Origin of the sequence: Algoriphagus algorifonticola (assembly GCF_007655305.1) — a bacterium.
Classification (GTDB): domain Bacteria; phylum Bacteroidota; class Bacteroidia; order Cytophagales; family Cyclobacteriaceae; genus Algoriphagus; species Algoriphagus algorifonticola.
Window position 1 is genome coordinate 19,033 of record NZ_VLOG01000020.1, and the last position, 21,453, is coordinate 40,485.

Below are 21,453 nucleotides of genomic sequence, written 5' to 3' on the forward strand. Positions count from 1 at the left end.
TCTCAACATTTTACAGCATCAAAGCCCACGACTTCGGAGTGCAGGGCTAAAGTCCCGGTTGTGATACAACCGTACATCTTGCCGATTTCAGAGGACACAGGAAATCCCCACTGTTTTAAGAATTCCAGGGAGGCATTTTAAAGTCACGGGAGCTTTCCCAATGTCCATGCAGGCATTTACAGGGGTGGCAATTGTTGGAAGTAAAGGGGGAAGTTTGAGCCTGTGTCACAAAAATAGGCAGGCAGGGTGTGATAAACCTATCCTGTATAAATTCTAAACAGGCTGCTGATAGGGGAACAAGATGACAGTTCTGTTCAGATTTTACCCAAAACAAAAATGAGGGAAGAGGTCGAAAACCACGTCAAAAGCATCTTCCGCCTGCACGGGGGAGCTGGCTTCCCACGACTCCAGTTTTTTCAGGAAAGTCTTCTTTTTATCCTTTTGGTGCAAAGTTTCCCATAATTCTGACTGCTTTAAAGCAGATTCGATCCTTGCCCAATATTTTGGATAATACTCGATGGCGTTATTGGCGAAAGCTACCCAGTTATCATCACCGAAATGAAATCCGGTAACCCGCCCGAGATGAATGGATTCAAAGATAAGAAGCAGTTTAAAATGTTTGCTAACATCATCTACCAGTAACCTGTTAGTGAGCCTGTTGCAAAACTCGTACGACATCAGTCCGTCAGAACCCTGAATACCCATTTTCGCCTTGTATATTTCCCTGTCAGCTTCAGTAAGGTTATATCCACGTTTAAACAAAAGCTTTACCACAGTATCTCTATACGTATTTAAAGTAGAAATCACTTTTGTAAACAAAGATTCTCCGGAGGAAGCTGAACCTTGTACATCCAATTCAATCTCAGCGCACCTTAAAATGAAGATCAAAAAAAATGGCCCGATGGAAGCAGCTTCATCAACCCAACTAAAAAGCGGTGGAACCTTGTATCTCTCAGGGTTATTAAAACCAAGGTAAACATTCAAAGCTTTGAGCTCATGTAGGTCCAGGCCTTCTATCTCATTTGTGACTTCGCTAAAATCAATAGCCCGGGCCTTTTTTAGTCTTTTAATTTCCTGGACTATGCCGGTAATCTTAACCTTGGTATTATTCTCACGCTGCTCCAATAACTTTTTCTCTCTTTCAAGCCGAGCTTCGTCTCTTTTGATTTTTTGTTGCTCTTCCAGTTCAGCTAACTGGCGGGAAAAATCGAAATAATAGGACTGCCAGGAAACCTCCTCAAACTTTAACTGGTGCAGGGATATAGATTTGTCCAGCCATTTGGATAACAGTTCATTGTCATCAGTCAGGAAAGAGAACTTATAATCGCATATCAACCTGAACTCCTGGACCGATTCATCCAGTTTGAAAAAATTCTGGTGGCTGGATAGGTATTTCAGGTCTTTTTCTTTCGTCCCCTGTTTCTTGACATCATAGGTATCCAATATCCAGATGAGATAGATACCATGTTTTCGATAAAAATTGTGCCTGCTTAGAATATACGCTAAAGAAAGTTCGGATAACTGGATTTCAAATACCAGTTCTTTTCCCTTAAACCGGCAATACACGTCAGGTTTACGACGACCGTCCTCCTTTACGATAAATTTGTTGTCAACTGCAACGGAACCCGATTCAACTCCGGGTACAGGCATTAACCGGTTTCCAATTTTCCATTTCAGTTCTTTGTGACGGTCACTTTCTTTTGCCGCCACAGCTCTTTCATATTCTTCCAGCTGATAATCTTCCAACTCATTGTCGGAGAGAAAACAGGGTTCATGATTAGCCTTATGCCTGAGGTAAACCCTGTCTAAACTGCTACGGGAAATATTCAGGTCCTGTCCACATTCAAGACATTCAAAACTTATTTCTTTCTCATGAAATAATTTCCGGTACCTGAAACCCTCCTTTGCTTCTTTGAAACATTCATCAGCAATTATTACTTCACCAGTCTCTTTAATTTTAGCTATGTTGATTGACCTGTTCAGCTTGACCATGACCTGGATTTAGGATTTAAAAACAGTCTGCTTTCTATCCCTGTGAACATCCTGTTTATTTTCTAAATAGGCTGTTTTTCACACCCTTCGTTACATTTGAAGATAAGATTCCTTGCTTAATAAAAAACATGTAATGATGAACAATTCGAATTTAAACACCATCTATGAAACCCTGCTCAGTGTACCGGGTATGAACGACAACGTGAAAATTGACTTGAGAATCCCCAGGAAGACTGTCTTGCTATTTACGGAAGTTTTACGTGAAGGCCTGAACCACCTGGGCAACAGCGACACTTATTGTCTGGCATCGGTACTAAAGGAAGAAGGAAATGAGGAAATCAAAACCATCATCACTGACAGCCTTGAAAAAGCAGGGCTAACTGCTCTGAGCGCAAAACTACTTGACTATTCCCGAAACGTACAGTCAAAATGATCCGGGGTATCAGCTTGTTGCTATTTCAATTTCACCATTGGTTGCAAGGTAAATGAGCGCAATTTCGGCTACAACTCCCACGTATAATTGAGCATAGGCGGACTCCAGTTTTTGAAAGTCCGCGGCTTTCCCATGTCCGGTACCATAAGCGTTTCTGAGTTCTGCCACGCCCTGGACTATAGTGGAGATACCGCCAAGTATTTGTTTTATTGATTTTTCGGCTCCTGCGGGGTCACTGGCTGCTTTGGGTTTAAAATCCAGTGCTGCTGTAGTTGCTTTTAAAAGCTGGGGTAATGTCCAGCATTTATCTATAGGAACAGACTTGTTTTGAAGTATAGACTTACAAATAGTTTCGAGTAACTCCTTACCGGTTCCCAATGCAAGATCAGTATCCGAATGAACAGCTTGATTCATTTGTTTGATTTTCCCGTTCACATATTCTGTGTCCAGGTACTTTTTTATAGCAATGGCTTTAGCGGCGAGATCAGATTGACCCTGTGTAACCAGTCTTGCTTCAAAGATGGGCACTCCCGACTTTTCATCAGCTTTATAAAACTCATAGCCATCCTTAGCCAGGTATTGATTATAAATGGCAACCATTTCTTCGGTTCTCCCATCCTGTGGCCTTACTGCCGGGTTGAGCGTTTCCCTTAGAAACCTGAGATAGGTCAAGTCATCGCAATGCATTAAATTAAATCGGTTATCCGTGAAGACCCAGTCCGGCTCCCAATCCGAATTTCTGTCTACATGTTGCTGAATATCTTTATAAGCATTATTGTATTCAGACCTATAATCAGTAGACGGCATTTTTGACAAATTATAAAGCCTGTTCAAAAAATCCGATTCCTTTAAACGGCCATGGTACCAAAGCTTGGTTGATGTTAATTCATCCGCAATATTTCGTCTGGTAATTGTGGTGATTTTATTCTTACTCATTCAATTGGTAGATTTTTATTTACTAAAGTGCAATTTATTTCGTTTTACTCAGTCATTGGTATTGATTAGTACTGTAAGCTTCAAAAAAATTGGAGAGTTAAGGGCGAATTACTAAAAAACGCAGCCTGTTGCTCAAAATGCCATTCGGGTTTCAGAAAGGATGGGAGCAGCATTTTGAGCAAGTGGCTGAACCGATGGTTTCCCACCTGCCTGTTCCTGCGGCACGCGGAAGGGGCAGGCGTTTCAAAATTTCTGGAATAATTATTTCATCTGGAGAAAACCAAACAATAAACTCCAGCCTCTTGCTGGAAATGCCTGGCAGCATCATGAATATTGATTTCATTTTCCCGCATGTGGCTGAACCGTTGAATGCGAGCAGCCTGTTCCGAAGGATGAGGAAGGGGCTGCTTTCCATTGCGAATTTCAGTTTCAACTTTGAGGTTGATTTGAATTATTATTTAAGCCAATTGTTAATCTGTGATTTAGAACAGAATAGAACTTATTTCATCAAATTCTATCTCTTCTTTACTAAGCCTGCCTTTTAGTTTTATAATGTTGATTTCAATCAGTTTATCACCATCAATCTTTAAGCAGTCTTTAAATTTTTTGAATATATAGTCTGCTGAGTGCCTTGATAAACCATAATTTTGCAATGCAATTACAATTGAGTTTTGAGTCCCATACTCTAAAAATGTTGCCCAGTTGACACCTGCATTTTCCTCTCCTAATATTTCGACAAGCATTGCATAGTAGTTATTGAAGTACTTTTCAAATAGGAATCTTAAAACACTTTCAATGTCATCAATGATGTTTCCTATCAGGACATTAATATGATGTTTACTATTGTCGAATACTTCATAAGACGGTTTGCCGTTTTTATAACCTACCATTAATTTGCTTCCTTTGCGATTGCAATAAGCGATAGATTCATTGATGATTTGGCTTAACGGAATGCCATTTATCCATTGGTTCATGAGAACAGCATAATAGTCAAGTTGGTGTTGAGATTTAAACTTCTTTTCCTCTGTTGCCCAATGGAACATTGTGTAGAATTTATGAAGCCACTCTTGGCATATTTCGTATGTCACCCGACTTGGCAATTTTATTGCTGCTGGATTCTTGGCCTGCTTTTTTAAAGCAATGAAAATCTCATTCTGTATTTTGAGTTTGATTGAATTGTTGGTATTTAGGACCGTTGAAGGAACTTCAATTTCTCCGTTTTTCTTTTTTGCTAATTCAATTATTGACTCCTTATTGTCGGCAATCAGCTTTTTTATAATTTCACTGTTGTAACTGGCTCGTTCAATTTCAAGTGTGTCAATGCTTATGATATTGGCTATGTATTCCAATATCTCTTTCATGGTTTCCGTTTCGCCTTTTATATCAGGGTTTTCATTCAGGATTTGCTCAATCTTCTTTAACTTATTGTCAATGTAGTTTTCAACGGAAGGATTGAGTTTTATTTCTGCATCACCTTCTAACAAGGCTTCATGTTTCTTCCAGTCTTTGTCTGTTTCTTTTAGGCAAATAATATTTCCCGAAAGTTCATGTTTAAGTCGCCCAGCACGCCCTGCAAGATTCCAAAAGTCTATTGGTTGAAAGGTATTTCTTCCGTTTTTATTGTTCAGAATGAATACATTCTTGGCTGGTAAATTCACGCCTTCCAACAGTGTTGATGTGCAAAAAACATAATTGATCTCTCTTTCCTTAAAAAGCCCTTCAACTTTGTTTCTGATAATTTGAGGTAAATTGCCAAAGTGATAGCCAATTCCTCTATCCAGAAATTCTCCCAAGTAGTAATCCTTGTGAATATAAGCTCTGATTTGTCGAATTACCTTTTTTACATTTTTGGAAACAGCAACCTGTTTATTCTGATTTTGCTCAAAAAGTTTGGCTGCTTTATCAACGGCATCAAATCTTGAACTGCAATACACAATGTTGCTTTCTTTCCAGCCAATTTCAACAAGTAAATCATAAATCGTTTCTGCCTTTGTTACTATTTTAGGTTCAAATAAATAGTTGCCATTATCTAAATAATGTGTGACCTTCTTTTCAACCAAGTCTACAAAGAACAGATTTTGAGAAACGGGTGTTTCAATCGTTCTGAAAAACATCTTTTCATCTTTCTTGAAAAGTTTAAGGAAAACTTCAGGATTTGAAACATTAGGAGATGAAAAGTATAAATTCAAGTTAGGGTTTCTCCTTAATGCTTTAGAAATGGCTGAATAAGCTGTTACTGCCCGAGCGTCCTTTTCTGCTGCAAGTTTATGGGCTTCATCTACAAATAAATAGGCAATAGAAGGATTTTTCTTTTGCGACAAATAGCTCAAAAGCCGTTCAGGTGTAAGCACAAAAATGTAGTGCTGTTGTGTTGAAGGTAATTCTGAGACATTGGAATTGGTAATTACGGAGTATTGGTAATGTTCCAATACATCTTTCAATTCTTTGTTCAAGTCTATTGAAAACTGATTAATCAATGCCCTGGTCGGAACCATGATGACAATATTTTCAGGTGGTTTATTACCAACTACCTTTCTAATAAACGACTTAATGATGAACGATTTACCCATTGAGGTAGGGCCTGAAAAGCTAAAATGCTTCGAACCGCTTATCTTCTTGTAAAGCTCAAATTGAGAGTCAGTAAAAATTAAATCCTCAGTATCGGGAACAGCTTGAATAAATTCCTTCACTTTCTTTTCAAGTTCTCTGTCAAAGGGTAATTCAGAACTATTGTTTTCATTTCTTAAAAAATCAATTCCGGGAAAGTTGCCCAATTTTGCTAATACCGAATGAGAAAATGTCTGAAAGTAAGGATTTGTATTATAATCTTCATTCAGCAGTGTAATCAGTTGGTAGGCTTTATTTCTCGCTTTTGGATTTTTGGAATTAGAAAGTATATCGGCAAAGCGCAAAGTGTCATTTAGTTCTTTTTCAGTCAACTTTATGCTTCTTCCGTTTTCTGAAAACAAGTTATTGGCCAATAATTTAGCAGCTTTATTATTGAGTGAAATAAAGTATTCATCCTGTAAAACTTCATTGGCTAAACGTTCTATCATTCTTCTGCTCGTGTAATTTTCTTGATGATTTCTTTTCGTGTTTCATCCAATTTCATAAAGGGAAAAACATAAACATAAAACGTGTAGCTGTATAGCTCGTACTCTTCAATCTTCTTTTTAATGTGTTTCATTTTGCCTTCTACTTCTGCTTTTATTTGGGATCTGAGCAGAGCCAAAAACTCCTGGTTGTTCAATCGCTTTACTTCATCCGTTGGGTCAATCTCAAATCCTGCGAAAATGGCAAAGGCGTTGTTCTTAATAACAGGGTCTGTATCGTTTGCCTTTGGCATTATAACCGATTTCAAGAATTGGTACAGGTCTTCGTCAAACGCTTCTTTGCACAACTGCGAATTAATTAAGCCGATTTCATCTTGAAGGTTATTCTTTTTCCTCGTCAAAAAATCGTGTATTGATTTAAAAGCATGGGAAATAGATGTAGTTAAATTTTGTTCCAGTTTGGATTCGCCAAAAATTAGTTGGTAGTTTTTAGGTGCTAATTCAAGCAGGTGTATTCCGTCTGAACCTTTGGCATAATCGTTTGATGAAAGCTTGATTTCTAATTTAGTTAGGATTTTAGGTGCTTTCAGATGCGATTCAAGGAAGCAAAATAAAAGTAATTCGCCTGCCTCACCATCATTCTGACTATAATCTCTGAACTTTGACGCTGCTTTGGCATATAACTCACCATATCTTTTATCCTTTTCGAAATCGCAAATCTCCTTTCTTGATAAAGAAAATGAAATAAAATGATTTCGTAAATTATTAACTAACTCGGGATAACAAAACTGGTTGTTCTCTATTTTAAGAATATGCAAATTGAGTTTAGAATGAGTATCTGGGATTTCACATTCAATCTCCTGGTAAAAAAGTTCTAAGAATTTTTCGTTAATGCTCGGTTTAAAATCCACAATGATGAATTTGCTATTTAGACCATGTCAAGATATAAAAAAATATTGTCTTGTTAACAGTCGAAGTTTCAAGCCTTTCATGAGCAATAGCGTTTCCCTTCTCCCAAACGAGAGATTTATCCTGAAATTTCTACGCCTTCCTGTTCCTATTGAAGAGGAAAGCGCAGGCGGTTAAAAACTCTAAAGGAACATACATTATCAAAGGAAAACTTGACTATCAACTCCAGCCTCTTGCTGGAAAATGCCTGGCAGCATCATGAATATTGATTTCATTTTCCCGCATGTGGCTGAACCGCTGAATGCGAGCAGCCTGTTCCGAAGAATGAGGAAGGGGCTGCGAGCCGCCGATTTTATCGGCTGTCCCCAGTTTGTTCTATGGGTACTTTGTCCCTGTTTCTTTCTACCAGTTTCTTATCGGTCCAAAGCATGAGTAAAATCACCAGCCCTGAGACCAGCATCAGGATGCTGATCCATTTACCTGCTTTTTCAAGGCTTCCCGTTACTACTGCCTTTTCAAAGCTATTGTAATGCTGCAATCCACCCACACCCCTGCGGTTAAACCTTCTCCTGGCTATAAAGTACTGGATGACCAAAGCTGCGACTATCAGTATCCAGGCATAAAGCTTCATTCTTTCCATAGTTCAAAAATTAATTAAGCTAGGTTATCTTAAGCGGTTGCGACCTGAAGTCCTTTAAATTTAGGAAAAATCCTCTGTTGAAAATCATCCCTTCACGGAATAGTTGCCACAGCAGTGAAGCCCCCATCTGCGCCAATGTAGAGTTGATAAACAAATCCTGCTTCGCCAACGCCTCTGCCATAGAACAGCTTGGCATATCATCGCCATCGGCTTCGTCCAGTAATTGCTTAAATTCCTCTGTAACCAACGGCAGTTCACTAACGGGACTGTACTTTTTGGAGGGAGGCTGTTCCACTTTACCGATAGTGGATAGTATTACCTGCCCTGTATATTGCCGGTTCCCGAAATCCATCCAGTATATGGGCTGGTGAACCTGCCTGTTCTCACCTGTCGTCCTTGACTTCAATACTTCCGCAACCTTGTATCTGGTTTCCACACTATCCACACAACTCAGGGTAATAGAGGAGTCACAGTGCGTGTCCCTTCCATACCGTGACGATATGGCTTTCCAGTCTGTCCCGAAAAAACGGTTAATGCGGTTTACCAGTACGACGGCTTTGTTCCTGCCGATTTCCGCATCAGCAAACAACTGCCTCCCCTTGTTGGCTTCTGTCACGGTATCATCATCGAATACGTTTACCTGTAGCCCCGTATGACCGAGCGCCAGCAGGGAAACGTGCATACGTGCGAGGCATGTCAATACCTGTGAGCCTGTCCCCCCGCAGCCTATGAGGTTCAATGTTACTGGATTGGTGGGGTTCAGCAGGTATGGGTGCGTGAAATGCGCCGCCTGTTTTACCGTCTTTGTCATGCTATGCTTCATCCTAAAATGTCTTTGATGGTTTTACTCTGTTTGATTAACACGTCAGTCGGAAACGGCTTGTCCGTTCCTACCAGCCCTTGCCACAACTGCACGATATTGCAGTTTACAGGAGAGATGTCCCCGTTGAGGTGGCTGAAGTAGCTGTTCCAGAACGCCTGTTCCCATAGCTGTATGAATTGCTCCACGTTTTCCGCTTCGGAAAAATCCGTTTCCACCGTACCCATACACACCCCGCCATTATCATATACATTGAAAAATGGTGCATGGTATAATGCAGTTTCCAATTTCGGTTTGCCTTTGCTTTTCAATGCAAATAGTGACAGACTGCCCCTGTCTGCTTTCCACAACAATGCGGGTACGGATGCTATCCCGCAGGGGACGGTCAGACCTTCGGTGAACAGTAGGTTCACCAGTTGTGGAGGCGTGTACCAAACCGCATAGCCCCGATAGTGGTTGACGTGCAACAGCTTGTCGGGGAACAGCCCCGCACATCCGAGGTAGTCCGTCCGTACTTCCCTCGCGCTGTTCAGGCAATCAGCAAGGGCTATCGTTTCCCTGACACTCAATGGGTGGGCGTTAATGGGGCACCCCCGCCTGTCCATGTCCCAGGCTTCCACGTACACCTCTTCCCGTTCTGTTTGGGACTGGTAAATCACCAATGCCTTTTTCGGCAAGTAAACAGCATCCAGTTTGTCCGTTATATTCTTCATAGCATCATTCTTAAAACGTCCGATAATTCATGTAGCAGGTCATATAGCCTTGTTTCAAAATCAAGGTCGTGCGTCGCCTCGCTTTGAGGTGTATCGAAATACTGTATGGCCATAGGTTCATCCGCTGCACAGCATTCATTCAGTTCGCTACAGACCATTTCCATCAGGTTTTGACCAAGCCAGCCCCGTTCATCCCAAATGAAGGAAAAGACCTGCTCCATTGTCATGCGGTATTCCTCGTTGGGGCGCAGCAGTTCAGGATGGATGTTATCCGCAAGGCTTCTTGTCGGATAATCCCGGTACAGCTTATACAGTTGTTCCGCTATATCATGGATGGCTAAAGATTGTTCACAACTTATAGGAAGTTGTTCTAATCTTTCCTCCCACGCATGGAGGTGGTAAGGGTGCTTAACTATTTTGTGCAGCCTGTCCCCAAAATAAATGGCAGCCTTTACCGAAGAGAGGCAAGCCGCATGTTCTTCATAATCCGTCCAGCCGTCATCCTCGGCCAGCCATTCCAGCATAGTTTGATAACGGCTGCCCGTGTAAGTCCACCCATTGAAAAATGGTATGCCCACTACGTTGTGCAGGTAAGTGAAGACGGACAGCAGGAGGTTAATCTCCTGTTTGCGCCTCTTCCCGTGCATCCATTTCCACAACGGATAGACGGGCAGGAAGAACAGGGTGCTGCCCGTGGATGCTGACTTGGTGGTCGCCAGCCTTATCCGTCCCCTGTCTTCAACCAATAGCAGTTCCACCCACTTGTCCTTTTGAGCAAGTATTCCCGCTGCCTGTCGGTATAGGGCAGAGAGGTTCAGCGGGAATACCTCCCCCGATACGTCTATTGGCTCATAACCATACAGCGTTGCAAGATTTTGAAACGAGGACAGCAGGAAGGCTTCGCCCTCCTTGCTGTAAGGCAAAGAGTTCTCGCCCCGAAGCGGCTGAAAGCGGTGGCTTAAAAAACCATGTCCACCATATTCAGGGGTGCGGACTTTTGCCTGTCCTTTCTTAGCTGTGCCGCATCGGGCAGCCTGTCCAGTTCCTTTGCGAATTGCCCTATGTACTGGTGTATATGCCATTGCTTTGAATAGTTTTCCGTTTCCCTGATTCGCCTCGCCCCTTTCGGGGTTGGGCGTTTTTGTTTCCCTGCCATGACTATCCCTTTGTGCCGATGGTGGTTTTAAATTCAAACCATACCGCATCGTCCTGTATGGTGGGCCCCGCTATGGTGGCCGTTGTCAGCAGGGGGTATGAATTGCTGTAAAAATTCAGCACCGCTTCGGGGCTTAACCCGCCATCGGGGTCGGTAAGTATGATTTCCTGCCCTTTGTCCTCCATCCTGAATTTCCGTTCTAATTGTGTCGCCAGTAACATTTTCTAAAGTTTTTTAAGGTGAGTAATTATCATTGTGCCGTCTGGGTGTCGGGTGCATCCGCCCTGAACAGGTCGGGTGCGAACTGCGCCGAAAGTTCCGACTTGCGCTTGCGAATGGTTTCTTCGTGTTCGGGATACTCCGATACATCGGGGACTTTCATCCACGCTTCACGGTGCTTTCCCTCCTTTTCGAGTTCTTCCGCTTTCTTCATCGCGTCGGCATATTTCTTCTCCTTCGCCTCCTTTTCTTTTTTCTCTTTATCGGCTTTTTCCTTTTCCATAGCCGATTGCTTTTTCGCTTCCTCCTGCGCCTGGAGGTAGGCTTCCATGTTCAGCATGAGTTCGGAGGTCTGTTGCAGGGGTGGGGTAATGCTGCTGAAAAAACCGTTGTCCAGTTCTTCTGCATTGCCTTTCAATACCAATGGCGGAATTACCTGTTTGGCGTTGTCCCCGCAACCTTTGTTATTGAGCAGTACCGATACAATCCAGTTACCGTCCGCCCCTGTCCTGATGGTAATTTGCAAATCACCCGCTATGCCCATTTGGGCTACCTGTTTGAAAAAATTAGTTTCCATTGTCTTATGAATTTGATTAGTCATTGAATTTTATCCGTTTTGAACAGTACCCCTACCATATCTGTGAATGTTTGGTTATCGTGCTTCCGAACACCTGTATATAATTTGAGGCAATACTGCATCAATAAGGCGTTCTGCCCGTCAAACAACTGGTCTGCGAACAACCTTGCCCAAGTGTGCAGTTGCTCCCCGTAGCGGTCAATCCTGCGCTCGGTGTTGTTCACCATTTGCAACCAGAAGTCAAACCCGATTATCCCATGTTCTCCCTTTGCCCGTTCTTCCGCTTCGTTCTCTTTTATGGTCAGGCATACCCGTTTTACATAGTCCGTGAATGCAGGTATTTCTTCGGGGAACAGCCCGTGCAGCAATTCCGCCTTGTCCCTGTTGGTCATTTTATCTATGGGTTTCATGTCTTTGTGTTTTGATGATTTTAAATGGGCAGCCCTGCCCGTAACAGGGCTACCCGTTGTTTATCCTAATTCCAGTTGAGTACAACCGCTCCTGATTTGGCGAAATCGGTGCAAAGGTTAAATGCAGCTTGTGTGCGGATTTGCGCCGTGCCTCCCAATAGGATGGATTTCAGCTTGGCTTCATCGTTTTTGTAATTGCGCACATTTTGGAAATAGCCCGTTACCGAATTATATGCGCCAAACAACGTCCCTTTGGTGGTGTCCAGTTGCTGTGTGGGGTTGGACATGCCGTATTCATATACCTTGTCCACCATGTTGTTATATACCGTGGATAGTTCCTCGTCCCTGCCTGATTTCAGTTTGTCCAGCACCTCTTTATTGGGTATCATGGCAAGCTGTACCAGTTTCTTCACCTCGCTGTCCGTGATGCGTACTTTGGTCCATTGGTTAAAGATGCCTTCCATCTGCATGGACAATGTATTGCTCATGCCCATCAGCTTATGGGCTTCCTCCAACCGTTCCTTTGCGCCTGATGTATGGCGGATTTTAACCGTATTGCTTTTGCGGTGCATGGCTGCATTGAGCGTGTTGGCGCAAACGATACGTATCGGTGTGAATGCTGCGGTGATGCTCCCGCTGCCATCATGCGAAGTGGTCAGGAACAGGTATTGTTCGATGAGGTCGTCACTACCCACACGGATATAGCCCGGCAGTTTGGCAGTGATGAAAATCCGTTCACCGTTGCCCAACGCCCCTGCGGTTTCGTACATGATGCCGTCCCCACCGACAATGCTGTCAAAAAAGGAAAAGGCGTCACGGTTCTGTACCACATGGTAGTCCCTGCCTACTACACCGAGTACCGTATTGGTATCAGTGCGCATGGTGGCGTAGTAGTTAGGTACGGCCAGTTCCGCAACGCCCGTTACCAATCCATCGTTATCGGCTAAGAGCGTTTGCCCTTTCGTGAACAAGGGGGATTTGACCACCTCGTAGTCCAGTCCTGCATGTTGTATCGCTTCGGCGCTGGTGGGGTAGTCCTGTACGATTTGCCCCAACCCATGCCACGCTTTTTCCTTCACGCTGAAAAAGCTGTGCTTGCCTGTCGTTTCGTCTAAATGAATGTCATGTGCCATGATATATTGATTTTTGAATGTTTAAGAATAGATTTTGAAAATGTTGATTAGAAAGGGAGGTCGTCCTTCTCATCCCCGTTACCGTTACTGCACTGGGTTACAACTTCTGTTTCCTCCACTGCACCTCCATTTCGCCTGGGCGTAGCCAGCAGCTTAATATTATTGGTGTGAAAGTTCAGCCGTCCGACTGCATTGCCATCGGTGTTGACATACGCATCCACCCCGATGCGCCCGTATAGTTCCACCAATGCGCCTTTTTTCAGCCATTGGACTACAGTTGTGTTGAGCCAATAGGCACAACTGACATAGTTGGTCACTTCCTTTTGCTCCCCCGCTTTGGTTTTGTAGCGGTCATTGATAGCGATAGAAAAGTTTACTACTTTCCTGTCGTCCTTGAGTTCTGCGACATTTGCGTCTGCCGTCAATCTTCCTGTGATTACCATAACAAATCGTTTTAGAATGAATAAATGGTTCTTTATGCTTCCTTTTTTCACCCCGTCAGCTCCCGAAAAGCAAATGTTTTTCAAAAGAAAAAACGGAAAAAAAGAAAGCACAGGAAGTGTGTCCGCTAAAGGCCAAAAGGAAACGGAATAAGTCCCGCAGGGTGGATAAGGCGGCGGCACAGAGCCTTATCCATTATGCCGTAGTCTTTTGGCAACCTTCAAAAAATCATGAGTAATGCGGACACAAACTTCGCTGCCCTTTTTGTCCGTTTCGATTGAAAAACTGGAAATCTGTAAAATTGCCTATCGCCCAGTTAATCGGAATAGGTTTAATTTAGCGAATCGCAGGCTCATTGTAACAGATCTTGGAGTACTGGTATGGTCTGCAACCTATAAAAAAACACATTGCCATTTGACAATATGTGATAAAGGAGTAGTTTTAGTAATTTCTGACATATATCAGGATTTGGCATTATGAAAGAAAGACAAAATACAGAATTTTTAAAGAGACAATGAATAAATACACGGCAAACTATTCATATAGCAATCACAACTTTGTCATTCAAAATCTTACAGGACGGAGAATTAACAATGAATATTTGCCTGCAATTTGTATTGTCAAGAACATTTTACAAAGAGGTCGACCAACATTGCTTTCTAAGTTCCTTCAAGAAAAAATAGGGGCCATTCACAAAACAGACGAGTTCGAAAAATCTTATCCGTTAATCGACAATGAAACTCCAAACTGGGAGAGAATCATCAGAGGTGATGTTAAGGGCAATTATTTTCCGGCCAAAAAATTCTTTGATGACCTGATTCCAAAATATCTATCGGATTATTTATTTATTCAACAACTTCTAATTCCGGAAATTCCTGTAAATGAAATTACCCAAGTTGAGGTTGACGAGTTTGCAAATCAACAAGTAGATTTCTACTTACCACAAGCATACCTCATTATTGAAATTGATGGTTCACAACATGACAGGAATGTCAATCAAGACAGACTGAGAGACCAGCACACAGCTAAGTACGGTATCCAGACAATACGAATTAAAACCACCGACCTTGAAGCTGAAAACGAATCCTTCAAGAAAGCCATAACAGCTATTAAAGAGCGAATCGATAAAGTTATTCCCCGACAAGAAAAAAGACGGAAAAACGACTCCGTTTTCATTTCAATCAATGACTATAAGTCAGCTTTCGAAAATGGTGCTGACTTAACAAGCCCGTATTACAAGGCAACGGCAGTAATGAGATTTCAGATACTCGTACTCGAATTGCTTGAAAGAGGATTGCTTGATTTCAATAAAGAATGGAAATTTGAATTACATACCTCAGACATCAACGATTTTGCTGATTTAGCCATTCAGGATTTATTACAATGGTTTAAGCCGATTTTTGAACTCCAAAAAATTAAATGGAACAAACCGAATTATTCAATCAAGCCTGTTAATTCGCTACAAGAATTCAGCAATTCTTCCGATACGGTTAAAGTGGATTTTAGTCTATCAAAGAGGTACACGGACGAATTCCAGACCCATCTCAATATTCTTTTCTTGAGAACCGACTATTTGGATGAATACCTCTATTTCAAAAAGGGAGATTCAAGGGGTAATTTGAAGTTTAGTTCGTTCGAACCTTATGATTATTTCAAGGTTTCAGCCACTAAACCAGTAAAATACAAGTTGCAATTTGGCGGAACGGATTCAGACGAAAAACCCTTGCTCTTTCTCCTTCAAAATATTTTCCTTCAAGATGTTCCAAACTTGACGTTTAATGAAGGACAGTTACCAATCATTGCAAATATCCTCTCACGAAATGATACAATCGGACTTCTGCCCACAGGTAGCGGGAAATCTGTTTGCTATCAACTTGCGGCAATCCTGCAGCCAGCCATAAGTTTTGTGGTTTGCCCTATAAAATCCTTGATGTACGACCAAAAGGCAGATTTGGATTTATGCCGTTTTACGAGAGTAAATCACATCACAAGTGATGATGATGGAGAGGATAAAGAAAAAATCCAAAATGAATTTGGCAATGGTAAGTACTTATTCATCTTCATTTCGCCAGAACGTTTTCAAATAAGGACTTTCAGACAATATTTCAGTGCGGTAAATAAGAAATTCAATATCGCCTATGCGGTAATAGATGAAGTTCATTGCCTATCAGAGTGGGGCCATGATTTCAGGACAGCTTATCTCAATCTTTCCAACACAATCCAAAAACTGTGCAGCGATTTCAATTTTTTAGGGCTTACGGCCACAGCTTCAATAAACGTTCTTAAGGATATTCAGGTGGAGTTCGGCATAAAACAAGATAATGTAAAAACACCAGTAGACTATACCAGAAAGGAACTGGACTTTGAAGTAGTTGACGATGGAAATGATAAAATAGGCACAATTAAGCAGCTACTTGGCGAACTGGATGAAACAGAGGAAATACTGGCTACAAAAGGAAACGATTCAAGATGCGGAATAATATTTACGCCAACAGTAAACGGCAAAAAAGGATGTTATCCTCTTTCACTTGTCCTAAGTGAGCATTTTCAAACTGAAATCAAGTACTATTCTGGATCCGTTCCCAAAACAGACGGCAGGCCGATAATGGGAGATAAAGAATATGATGAGTATAAGAAACAAGTTCAGCAAGAGTATAGAGCGAATGAGTTTACTCTCTTAACTGCCACAAAAGCATTTGGGATGGGCGTCAACAAGCCGAACATTCATTTTACCATACATTATGGAATTCCCGGTTCTATGGAAGCCCTTTATCAAGAAGGTGGCCGAGCCGGTAGAGATAAAGTGAAATTCAATGAACAACAAGCTAAGTGTTTAGTGCTACTCTCCAAGTCTACAAAACCCAAACAGTTTGTTGACCAGTTCTGGATTCGTGAAACTCAGCTATCTAAGCTAAATGAGTTAAGAACGCAGATTGAGGGAGACCTGTACACTAACTTTTTTCTTTTCTCATTGGGGCTGGATGTTATCAAGGATGAATTTGAAACGATAAAAAAATTGCACGAGCGATATTCTGTTTCCAACGAAAAGAATGTACGAGTTGAGGGGAATGAAATTGGTGTCAATAAAGCGAAAGCGGAAAAAGCTATCTATCGACTTAGTCAGCTTAGAATAATTGAGGACTGGACAATCAATAATTTTTTCGGTGGTGGTGAATTTGAAGTTGATTACTCCGAATTTGATGCTGCTTCTATCAAAAATGCACTTCTCAAAACAGTTAACAAGTACGACCCTGATTTCTCTTTTGACAGCATTAATTCAGAATCGAAATATTCTACGTATCGAAAAATACTCAATGCACCCGAGGGATATTCCGACTTTGATAAGAACATACTCATACTTCTTCAGTGGTCATACGACAATTTTGCCTATAACAGAAGGCAATCGCTGAAGAACATCTATGAAAACTGCTGTGAGTTTTCAGAAGGAAATATCACGAAACAAGAATTCAAAGCCCGTTTGGAGAATTACTTCAAATTCAATCAATCCAGCTACGTACTTCAACATATTGCAGAAAACCCGAAGGACATTGAAAGATGGTTTGAGGTATTTTATCAGGTAGATAAGAATATTGTTACGGACAAGTTACTCACGGGTAGACAAAGAGAAGCTCTGCGAGATAACCTAAGCCGCTTTCTTGAAAGCTACATGTACAATCCTGGCCTTGATTTGATTAGCGGACTATTACGTTTGTGGTTAGACGACTATGAAAATATTGATGGAAGAAAACGACTTGAAAGCTCTTTAGACGAAATACAGCATTTTGAGGAAAGACAGATTGCCTTTATAGTTACTCAAATACTTAAAATTGGAAAGGAACTAACAAGCAAGAACAAGAATTTTTTGGCTGAATCACTTTACAAGTTCTTCAATGATGAATCGTTCCTTTATCGAATTCAAAAAGAACTTGGGGATACCTTTTCAATGGCAGTAATAATTGAGGATGCGAATAAAAAACTAAAGACAATTAACAAAAGAATATATGGCGGACTTAGAAAAGTTGGATAATGCTATCAAAGAACTTGAAAAGCAGTCAAACGACTTGAAAGACTTCAATTCAGTTTACGCTGAAATCGCCCAGCTAAAACAGGACTTATTGGAAAATCTGAAGTTACTACAGGAGAACAACAAGGGGTTGTCGGATATTTCAAAGGAGGTAGAAAAGCGGCTTGAAGAATCCCAGAAGAAGATTGATGAAATCTATAAAGACAACAAGGCATTTCAGAAAGAACTGGACTCGTCTATAGCTTCCCGCCTTGACAAGCACAAATCAGACATTCAGGTTGAGATTCGAAATGAGGGCACTCAGATACAACGAGCCTTCGAAACGACATTAAATTCTAGTTTCAATCAATTGGAACTCAAGGTGAAGGAAGCTTTTGAACGACAGACAAAACAGCTAAATACGTTGAGAATATTGACTTTTATCCTGATTGCTATTTCAATTGGGTTGGCAGTCGGATTCTTTGTAATAAAATAACCAGCCCAAGCAGTCACATATTGGCTTGGAGAGCTCAAGCCAAAAACTTGGCAGGGTGTATGAGAGAAGATTAGCCCACTCTGTAATTGTGATATGAGCCAATGAAAGTTCAGGGCCTGTAAACTTAATATAGTTTGAATAAAGTAAAATCATTTCGAAATTGAGGAAAAATAAAATTTTACCAGCTACTAAACCCGTTAGGGATTGAAACGAAAATCCTCTGAAGGAGATTGAAGTGAAAAGCCCGGCCACAGGAACGGCCAATCTGATTTCATGTTTTTATCATTTGATTTTCAATTACGATATAAAATGCCTTGACAATCATCCCAATTACTTGTTAAATTATTTATTATCAACACTTTACTCGTAATCACCTAAGCTCATCTACCCCAAACAAGATTAATTTTTAGAATCCAATATTTACCAGTTTTTGAGATTACTGGCATTTATTTGATTTCTAATATTCACCACATTTTCTTAACTTTGGTAAAAATTGGATAAAATGCCTAAAATCATAGAGAATAAGCTTATAGAAGAGTTTAAGAACAAAGAGTCCTTCAGCCGCGAGGAACTTTTCGATTTCTACCGCTCATTCGAACCTGACCTGAAGGAAGGAACACTAGGTTGGCGAATCTATGACCTGAAAAACAAAAACATTATCAAGCCACTTAAAAGAGGATTGTATGTAATTTCATATAAGCCTCCTTATAAACCTGAACTTTCCCGTGATCTATTAAAAATTGCACATCGAATCAACGATGTGTTTAAGGAGATTAGATATTGTATTTGGGAAACAGGATGGCTCAATGAATTTTCCCAACACCAATCAGGCAAACGAATGATCCTGGTTGAAATAGAGAAGGACTTTACGGAATCACTCTATTTCGAGTTGAAAACCTCCTCAAAACGGGAGATATTTTTAAACCCTGACAGCAATACTATTGACTTTTATATTGCTGAAAGTAATTATCCGGTTGTCATAAAGAAGCTTACCAGCCGCTCTCCTATTACCACCAGGACAAAGGAAAAAGTAAAACTTTACACCCCCCTCCTTGAAAAAATCCTGGTGGACTTGTTTGCTGACGATAAAATCTTTTACCATCTCCAGGGAGCTGAACTAACGCATATTTATGAGCATGCAATAAACCACTACACCATCAATTTCACAAAACTCTTCAGTTATGCCAAGCGAAGGGACAAAGAACCAGAAATAAAGCAGTTTATGATTAACCACATGTCTCACCTTGTAAATGAAATCATAGAATGATCAAGGACCACTGTTTCACAGAAGAATGGCTTGAGGCCTTTCGGAAGCAAAAAAATCACAGCCGCATTGACAAAATCATTCTTGAAAAAATGATTTATGCGCTCCACCTGCTGGAGGAACTTCGGGCCCATGGGCTTGAATTCGTTTTTAAGGGAGGCACCAGCCTGGTCCTGTTATTGGAACAGGACAATCGTTTTTCTATTGACATTGATATCATCTGCACAGCAGGCAGGGAAGAATTGGAATCCATATTCGGAAAAATTGTAGAGGTATCCAGGTTTACCGGCTTTGAAATAGATACACACCGAAGTTACTTACCCGGTGTACCCAAAGCACATTATAAATTTTCATTTGAAACTAATCAACAGGGTTCAGGCACAATTCTATTAGACATCCTCTTTGAAAAACAACTCTATCCGGAACTTATTGAAAAACCTATAAACACAAAATGGATAGAAGTAGAAGATGAACATTCTGTCGCACTGCCATCGGTTGACTCTATAACAGGCGATAAACTCACTGCTTTTGCGCCAAATACAATTGGCATTCCCTATTTTAAAGGCAGGGACCGCCAGCCATTTTCCATGGAAATATGCAAACAGCTCTTTGACTTGAGTAGATTATTTGAGCAAATCCGGAACATGGAGACGGTGGCTGCAAGTTTCAAAGCTTTTTCGGAACAGGAAATAGCCTATCGAAAAAATGGCCAGGAACAATTTGACTTGACTCCGGAAGACGTATTACAAGACACTCTGGATACCTGCCTGATCCTGGCAAAGCGTGGAACAGGTTCAACTGGGGAGCAGGAAAAATTTGTTGAATTACAAAGAGGTATCCGGGCCTTTGGCACAGGATTCTTAATGTCAGGAACATTCCGTATTGACGATGCCATTCCCGCATCGGCAAGGATTGCTTACCTCGCTGCTAAACTAAAGGTTAGTGACCTGACCCCAATTGATTATTACAACGGGCAGGATGTAAGTAAACTGACTATTGAAGACCCGGATTGGAATTTCTTAAATCGTCTTAAACGTCAGCCTGACAAATCCTCTTTCTATTACTGGTACCATACAATCAGGCTGCTTACAGGCTCAAAAAACAATCCTTAAGTGGAGTAGACACAATAGAGATGAATAAGCATAGTGTAACTATTTTGACATGCAAAAATTGAAATTCTTTGACTCAAATAAAGCTTAATGGGAGACACTGACTTATTGACCTACGAGCAAGTCATTACCTCGCTCAGGAAAAAAAAACGGAAGAAACATTTATTGCTGGGCAACGGCTTTAGCATGTCCTATGATTCCGGGATATTTTCGTATAATGCCCTAAGTAAGTTTTTGGAGAATTTAGAGAACGATACTCTTCAAAAGCTTTTCGGGATAATTAAGACAAGTAATTTTGAGTTGCTGATGGAGCAGCTCGAAAATGTTGCTAAAATCGCCGAGGTTTTTGGCGCCGAAAAAGGAGTAGTCGACAAGATTCACCAGGCTACCACAACATTAAAAGAAAGCTTGATTGAAGCCATCAAAGAGCTCCATCCTGAACATGTCTTTTCCATTTCAGAAGAGAAAAGCCAGGCTTGCGCGGATTTTCTTAATGAGTATCTTTCTCAAGAGGGCAATATTTTTACTACCAATTATGATTTGCTGCTCTATTGGGTTTTAATGAGAAACCAGTTTGATCGGATTGGAGACGGTTTTGGAAGAGAAACCGACGAGACAGGCGAATTCATAGCTCCTGAAGACAGAATGTGGTCTGAACTCCGGTGGGGCAAAAACAAGGATACACAATCAATTTTTTACGTTCACGGAGCACTCCATATTTTCGATGCCGGGATAGATATCGTTAAAGAGGAATACAGCAATGAACATGTTTTATTGGAAAATGTCAAAGCCAGAATGGCAAGAAAGGAATACCCAATCTTTGTAACGGCCGGGAACGGAGAAGAAAAACTAAGTCATATCCGGCATAACAGGTACCTGTCTTTCTGCTACGACACGCTCTCAAATCTTGAAGGCTCCCTGATTTGCTTTGGCTTTGGTTTTGGCCTCTATGATGAACACATCATCGCCGCTATCAATAAAGCGGCAAAGAAAAAGAAAGACGGTGATGGTAAATGGCATATGTTGAATAGCATATACATCGGAGTTTATTCCGATTCAGACTTGAAACGCCTGAAAACTATTGAAAATAAGTTTAAGTGTTATGTCCGGTATTTCGACGCTAAAACGGTAAAAGTTTGGGGTTAGGCT

At 41.2% G+C, this 21,453-nt stretch carries 19 protein-coding genes; 6 read left to right on the plus strand and 13 right to left on the minus strand.

Translation table 11 applies throughout. The features are described 5' to 3' along the window. Positions 1-321 precede the first annotated feature (321 nt). Positions 322-1,992 carry a DUF6035 family protein gene (locus FL972_RS04720; protein WP_144603936.1) on the minus strand — a complete coding sequence of 557 codons (1,671 nt, stop codon included), beginning with the start codon at positions 1,990-1,992 and terminating at the stop codon, positions 322-324. Between the two features lie 136 nt (positions 1,993-2,128). Here FL972_RS04720 and FL972_RS04725 point away from each other — a divergent pair, with 136 nt between their 5' ends. Continuing rightward, on the plus strand, positions 2,129-2,425 hold the full coding sequence (locus FL972_RS04725) for a hypothetical protein (RefSeq protein ID WP_144603937.1): 297 nt from the start codon (positions 2,129-2,131) through the stop codon (positions 2,423-2,425). 9 nt (positions 2,426-2,434) lie between these two features. Here FL972_RS04725 and FL972_RS04730 read toward each other — a convergent pair whose 3' ends face one another. The 12 genes from FL972_RS04730 to FL972_RS04785 all read right to left on the minus strand — a co-directional run bounded on the left by FL972_RS04730 (position 2,435) and on the right by FL972_RS04785 (position 13,614). Beyond that, on the minus strand, positions 2,435-3,361 hold the full coding sequence (locus FL972_RS04730; RefSeq protein ID WP_144603938.1) for an abortive infection family protein: 927 nt from the start codon (positions 3,359-3,361) through the stop codon (positions 2,435-2,437). A gap of 482 nt (positions 3,362-3,843) precedes the next feature. Then, positions 3,844-6,417 (minus strand): DEAD/DEAH box helicase, encoded by a 2,574-nt coding sequence (locus tag FL972_RS04735; protein ID WP_144603939.1) that lies wholly within the window; start codon positions 6,415-6,417, stop codon positions 3,844-3,846. Continuing rightward, the gene (locus tag FL972_RS04740) at positions 6,414-7,325 is read right to left on the minus strand and encodes a HamA C-terminal domain-containing protein (RefSeq protein ID WP_144603940.1); all 912 of its coding nucleotides are present in this window, start codon (positions 7,323-7,325) and stop codon (positions 6,414-6,416) included. Before FL972_RS04740 ends, FL972_RS04735 begins: the two co-directional genes overlap by 4 nt. A gap of 350 nt (positions 7,326-7,675) precedes the next feature. Continuing rightward, positions 7,676-7,963 (minus strand): hypothetical protein, encoded by a 288-nt coding sequence (locus tag FL972_RS04745; protein WP_144603941.1) that lies wholly within the window; start codon positions 7,961-7,963, stop codon positions 7,676-7,678. Positions 7,964-7,982: 19 nt separating this feature from the next. Beyond that, positions 7,983-8,786, minus strand: coding sequence for a PRTRC system ThiF family protein (locus FL972_RS04750; protein ID WP_144603942.1), 804 nt, complete (start codon positions 8,784-8,786; stop codon positions 7,983-7,985). Beyond that, entirely contained in the window at positions 8,783-9,496 is a 714-nt protein-coding gene (locus FL972_RS04755; RefSeq protein WP_144603943.1) for a PRTRC system protein B, read from the minus strand. Before FL972_RS04755 ends, FL972_RS04750 begins: the two co-directional genes overlap by 4 nt. Then, positions 9,493-10,578: a hypothetical protein gene (locus FL972_RS04760; RefSeq protein ID WP_144603944.1), complete on the minus strand. Its 1,086-nt coding sequence runs from the start codon at positions 10,576-10,578 to the stop codon at positions 9,493-9,495. Before FL972_RS04760 ends, FL972_RS04755 begins: the two co-directional genes overlap by 4 nt. Before the next feature lie 76 nt (positions 10,579-10,654). Then, positions 10,655-10,873: a PRTRC system protein C gene (locus tag FL972_RS04765; RefSeq protein WP_144603945.1), complete on the minus strand. Its 219-nt coding sequence runs from the start codon at positions 10,871-10,873 to the stop codon at positions 10,655-10,657. A 29-nt stretch (positions 10,874-10,902) separates the two neighbouring features. Next, complete coding sequence (locus FL972_RS04770; protein ID WP_144603946.1) at positions 10,903-11,448, minus strand: prtrc system protein e; 546 nt, start codon at positions 11,446-11,448, stop codon at positions 10,903-10,905. A gap of 20 nt (positions 11,449-11,468) precedes the next feature. Beyond that, positions 11,469-11,858 (minus strand): hypothetical protein, encoded by a 390-nt coding sequence (locus tag FL972_RS04775; protein WP_144603947.1) that lies wholly within the window; start codon positions 11,856-11,858, stop codon positions 11,469-11,471. Between the two features lie 65 nt (positions 11,859-11,923). Then, positions 11,924-12,991, minus strand: a complete 1,068-nt coding sequence (locus tag FL972_RS04780; protein WP_144603948.1) for a DUF932 domain-containing protein — start codon at positions 12,989-12,991, stop codon at positions 11,924-11,926. 47 nt (positions 12,992-13,038) lie between these two features. Further along, positions 13,039-13,614: a single-stranded DNA-binding protein gene (locus FL972_RS04785; RefSeq protein ID WP_144603949.1), complete on the minus strand. Its 576-nt coding sequence runs from the start codon at positions 13,612-13,614 to the stop codon at positions 13,039-13,041. Between the two features lie 332 nt (positions 13,615-13,946). Here FL972_RS04785 and FL972_RS04790 point away from each other — a divergent pair, with 332 nt between their 5' ends. From FL972_RS04790 to FL972_RS04810, 5 genes are all read left to right on the plus strand, one after another. Next, complete coding sequence (locus FL972_RS04790; RefSeq protein WP_144603950.1) at positions 13,947-17,459, plus strand: DEAD/DEAH box helicase; 3,513 nt, start codon at positions 13,947-13,949, stop codon at positions 17,457-17,459. Then, positions 17,434-17,931, plus strand: coding sequence for a hypothetical protein (locus FL972_RS04795; RefSeq protein ID WP_144603951.1), 498 nt, complete (start codon positions 17,434-17,436; stop codon positions 17,929-17,931). The genes FL972_RS04790 and FL972_RS04795 overlap by 26 nt, the downstream gene beginning before the upstream one ends. Positions 17,932-18,433: 502 nt before the next feature. Beyond that, positions 18,434-19,198, plus strand: a complete 765-nt coding sequence (locus FL972_RS04800) for a DUF6577 family protein (RefSeq protein ID WP_144603952.1) — start codon at positions 18,434-18,436, stop codon at positions 19,196-19,198. Between the two features lie 89 nt (positions 19,199-19,287). Next, positions 19,288-20,307 (plus strand): nucleotidyl transferase AbiEii/AbiGii toxin family protein, encoded by a 1,020-nt coding sequence (locus FL972_RS04805; RefSeq protein ID WP_222116003.1) that lies wholly within the window; start codon positions 19,288-19,290, stop codon positions 20,305-20,307. 87 nt (positions 20,308-20,394) lie between these two features. Then, positions 20,395-21,450, plus strand: coding sequence for a DUF4917 family protein (locus tag FL972_RS04810; RefSeq protein ID WP_144603954.1), 1,056 nt, complete (start codon positions 20,395-20,397; stop codon positions 21,448-21,450). Positions 21,451-21,453: the final 3 nt, after the last annotated feature.

Bases quoted from the DNA above. Each gene is read 5' to 3' on its own strand.
- FL972_RS04720 (WP_144603936.1), bottom strand. From the start codon at position 1,992: ATGGTCAAGCTGAACAGGTCAATCAACATAGCTAAAATTAAAGAGACT.
- FL972_RS04725 (WP_144603937.1), top strand. From the start codon at position 2,129: ATGAACAATTCGAATTTAAACACCATCTATGAAACCCTGCTCAGTGTA.
- FL972_RS04730 (WP_144603938.1), bottom strand. From the start codon at position 3,361: ATGAGTAAGAATAAAATCACCACAATTACCAGACGAAATATTGCGGAT.
- FL972_RS04735 (WP_144603939.1), bottom strand. From the start codon at position 6,417: ATGATAGAACGTTTAGCCAATGAAGTTTTACAGGATGAATACTTTATT.
- FL972_RS04745 (WP_144603941.1), bottom strand. From the start codon at position 7,963: ATGGAAAGAATGAAGCTTTATGCCTGGATACTGATAGTCGCAGCTTTG.
- FL972_RS04750 (WP_144603942.1), bottom strand. From the start codon at position 8,786: ATGAAGCATAGCATGACAAAGACGGTAAAACAGGCGGCGCATTTCACG.
- FL972_RS04755 (WP_144603943.1), bottom strand. From the start codon at position 9,496: ATGAAGAATATAACGGACAAACTGGATGCTGTTTACTTGCCGAAAAAG.
- FL972_RS04760 (WP_144603944.1), bottom strand. From the start codon at position 10,578: ATGGCATATACACCAGTACATAGGGCAATTCGCAAAGGAACTGGACAG.
- FL972_RS04765 (WP_144603945.1), bottom strand. From the start codon at position 10,873: ATGTTACTGGCGACACAATTAGAACGGAAATTCAGGATGGAGGACAAA.
- FL972_RS04770 (WP_144603946.1), bottom strand. From the start codon at position 11,448: ATGGAAACTAATTTTTTCAAACAGGTAGCCCAAATGGGCATAGCGGGT.
- FL972_RS04775 (WP_144603947.1), bottom strand. From the start codon at position 11,858: ATGAAACCCATAGATAAAATGACCAACAGGGACAAGGCGGAATTGCTG.
- FL972_RS04780 (WP_144603948.1), bottom strand. From the start codon at position 12,991: ATGGCACATGACATTCATTTAGACGAAACGACAGGCAAGCACAGCTTT.
- FL972_RS04790 (WP_144603950.1), top strand. From the start codon at position 13,947: ATGAATAAATACACGGCAAACTATTCATATAGCAATCACAACTTTGTC.
- FL972_RS04795 (WP_144603951.1), top strand. From the start codon at position 17,434: ATGGCGGACTTAGAAAAGTTGGATAATGCTATCAAAGAACTTGAAAAG.
- FL972_RS04800 (WP_144603952.1), top strand. From the start codon at position 18,434: ATGCCTAAAATCATAGAGAATAAGCTTATAGAAGAGTTTAAGAACAAA.
- FL972_RS04805 (WP_222116003.1), top strand. From the start codon at position 19,288: ATGATTTATGCGCTCCACCTGCTGGAGGAACTTCGGGCCCATGGGCTT.
- FL972_RS04810 (WP_144603954.1), top strand. From the start codon at position 20,395: ATGGGAGACACTGACTTATTGACCTACGAGCAAGTCATTACCTCGCTC.